The sequence below is a fragment of the Micromonospora sp. D75 genome, from assembly GCF_018070405.1.
Lineage (GTDB): Bacteria > Actinomycetota > Actinomycetes > Mycobacteriales > Micromonosporaceae > Micromonospora > Micromonospora chalcea.
In genome coordinates this window covers 1-2,269 of record NZ_JAGPXV010000804.1, presented here as the reverse complement: position 1 = coordinate 2,269, position 2,269 = coordinate 1, and the positions used below count along the sequence as shown (strand labels likewise).

Sequence of the window (2,269 nt, the reverse complement as noted above, 5' to 3'; positions counted from 1 at the left end):
CCTCGAAGCGGCGGGCCCGCCGGCCGGGGTCCACGCCGAGGGCCCGGTATTCCTCGGGGTTGTCGCCGCCGATGCCCGCGCCCAGCACCAGCCGGCCGCCGGAGAGCACATCGACTGTCGCGACGTCCTTCGCGGTCAGCGCCGGATGACGCAGGTTCAGCAGGTAGACGCCGGTGCCGAGGCGGACCCGCCGGGTCACCGCGGCGACCGCTGCGAGCGCCGGCAGGGGCGAGAGCATGCCGACGTTCCAAAGGTAGTGGTCGCCGACCCAGACATGGTCGAGGCCGAGCTCCTCCGCGTCACGGGCCATGTCGAGCACCGATGCGGGCTCGATCGGACCGCTCGCGGAGTAGGTGGGCAGGAAGCATCCGACGTTCACCATGACGACCCCCTTCAGCAAAAACAGCATACGGGATACAGTATGTCGACCGCTAGGAGCCGTCTCATCGACCGACGGAGGCCCTCATGACCCTCGTACCGTCCGCGGCCCCCGCCGAGCAGGTCCTCGAGCCGCTCGACGGACCTGAGCACGACGCGGTGAACCGCGCCCGGGAACTCGTCGCCCGGATCGACGACGAGACAGCTGCCGACCTGGCCGCCCGCACCGAGTTTCCCGCCGACCTTTGGGACTGGGTCGCGGAGCACGACCTGCACCGGGTCGGGATCGCCGAGGAGTACGGCGGTGAACCGGCCGACATCGTGGCGAAGATGCGCATCGCCGAGGTGCTGGCCGAGCGGGTCGGGGTGCTGGCCTGGGTCTGGGGCATCTCCAACTGCTTCGCCGCGCCGCTGCTGGCCGCGCTGGCCGACGAGCCCACCCGCAAGGAACTGCTGCCCGGGCTGGCCGCCGGCCGCCGGCGCTTCGCGTTCGGGGTCACCGAGCCGGGCGGTGGATCCGACCTGTTCGGCGCGCTGGACACCACCCTGGACGACGGGCGGGTCAGCGGACGCAAGCGCTACTGCACCGCCGCGGCCTCGGCCGACCATCTCTTCCTGCTGGTCCGGGAGGCCGGGGCGCCGGCCGGCGGCACGAGCGGACTGGCATTCGCGCTCGTGCGTACGGACGCGCCCGGGCTGTCGATGTCCCGGGTGCCGACGCCCAGCTTCGCGTCCTCGTTCGGCACGTACGAGGTCGACCTCGACGGGGTGGCCGTCGACCACGCGTTCACCGGTCCGGCGGTCAAGGCGGCGCTGCGCACGGTGCTGGTGGAGGAGCGGCTGTTGATCCCGGCCATCGTGGTCGGCGCCGCGCACGGCGCGCTGCGACGCGGCCTGGCCTACGCGGCCCGGCGCACCGCGTTCGGCACCCGCGTGGACAGCTACCAGGCGCTCCAGCACCAGGTCGCCGACGCGGTCATGGACCTCGAGACGGCCCGCCACTACGCGTACGCCATGGCGCGGCGGTGGGCGGCCGGCGCGCCGGTCACGGTCGGCGCGGACGTCGCGAAGTCGCGCAGCGTCGACGCGGCGCAGCGGGTCGCCGACGTAGCGGTGCAACTGATGGGCGGCATCGGCTTCACCCGCTGGGGCGGCGTCGAGCACGTGTGGCGGGACCTGCGCGCCTTCCGGCTCGCGCCGATCACCGAGGAACTCGTGCGCAACCGGGTGGCCCGGACACTGGGGATGGGCCGTGACTGATGGCGTCGCGCCGCTGCTCGCCCGCCTCGGGCTGCGGGTGCCGATGCGCGACGTCGATCAGGCCGGTGTCATCTACTACCCGGCCCCGCTGGCCTGGCACGAGCAGCTCTACACCGGCTGGCTGGACGCGATCGGCCATCCGCTGAGCGGCCTGCTGCGGGTCGGCGAGGCGACGGCCACGGTGAGCGCGAACGCCGACTACCTCGCGCCGGTCAGTCTCGACGACCGGGTCGACCTGGAGCTGCGGTCCGGGCCGGTGGGGCGCAGCTCGTTCACGCTGTGCTCGACCGGATTCCGCCGGCCCGACCGGCGCGAGGCGGTGCGCGTACGCACGGTGCACGTGTGGTCGCGGCTCGATGGTGGCCGGCTGCGGGCGGCCCCGATGCCGGACTGGCTGCGCGAGGCGCTGTGCGGCGGGGTGGTGGCCGATGCCGGCTGACCGCACCCTGGCCGACCGCTACCTGGGCGGACGGTGGACACCGGCCTTCGAGGCGATCGCGGTCGAGGCGCCACAGGTGCTGGAGGCGTACCTGCGCCTGGCGGCCGTGCCGTGGCGCGGCCGGGAGCTGCCGGTGGCGCTCAAGGAACTGATCTGCGTGGCGCTGAGTGCGGCGCCAGGTCACCTCTATCC

At 73.5% G+C, this 2,269-nt stretch carries 3 protein-coding genes and 1 pseudogene; 3 read left to right on the top strand and 1 reads right to left on the bottom strand.

What is annotated here, in order from left to right; all coding sequences use genetic code 11:
* Positions 1 to 409 (bottom strand): LLM class flavin-dependent oxidoreductase (locus KBX39_RS29280; RefSeq protein ID WP_210873626.1); only part of this gene is annotated, 409 nt, incomplete at its 3' end.
* A 56-nt stretch (positions 410 to 465) separates the two neighbouring features.
* On the opposite strand from KBX39_RS29280, the gene KBX39_RS29275 reads away from it, so the two are divergent.
* The 3 genes and pseudogenes from KBX39_RS29275 to KBX39_RS29265 all read left to right on the top strand — a co-directional run.
* Positions 466 to 1,638: an acyl-CoA dehydrogenase family protein gene (locus KBX39_RS29275; protein WP_043324790.1), complete on the top strand. Its 1,173-nt coding sequence runs from the start codon at positions 466 to 468 to the stop codon at positions 1,636 to 1,638.
* Entirely contained in the window at positions 1,631 to 2,077 is a 447-nt protein-coding gene (locus tag KBX39_RS29270; protein ID WP_210873625.1) for a thioesterase family protein, read from the top strand. The genes KBX39_RS29275 and KBX39_RS29270 overlap by 8 nt, the downstream gene beginning before the upstream one ends.
* A pseudogene (locus tag KBX39_RS29265) lies at positions 2,067 to 2,269 on the top strand (hypothetical protein); the annotation flags it as partial. The gene KBX39_RS29270 and the pseudogene KBX39_RS29265, both read left to right, overlap by 11 nt.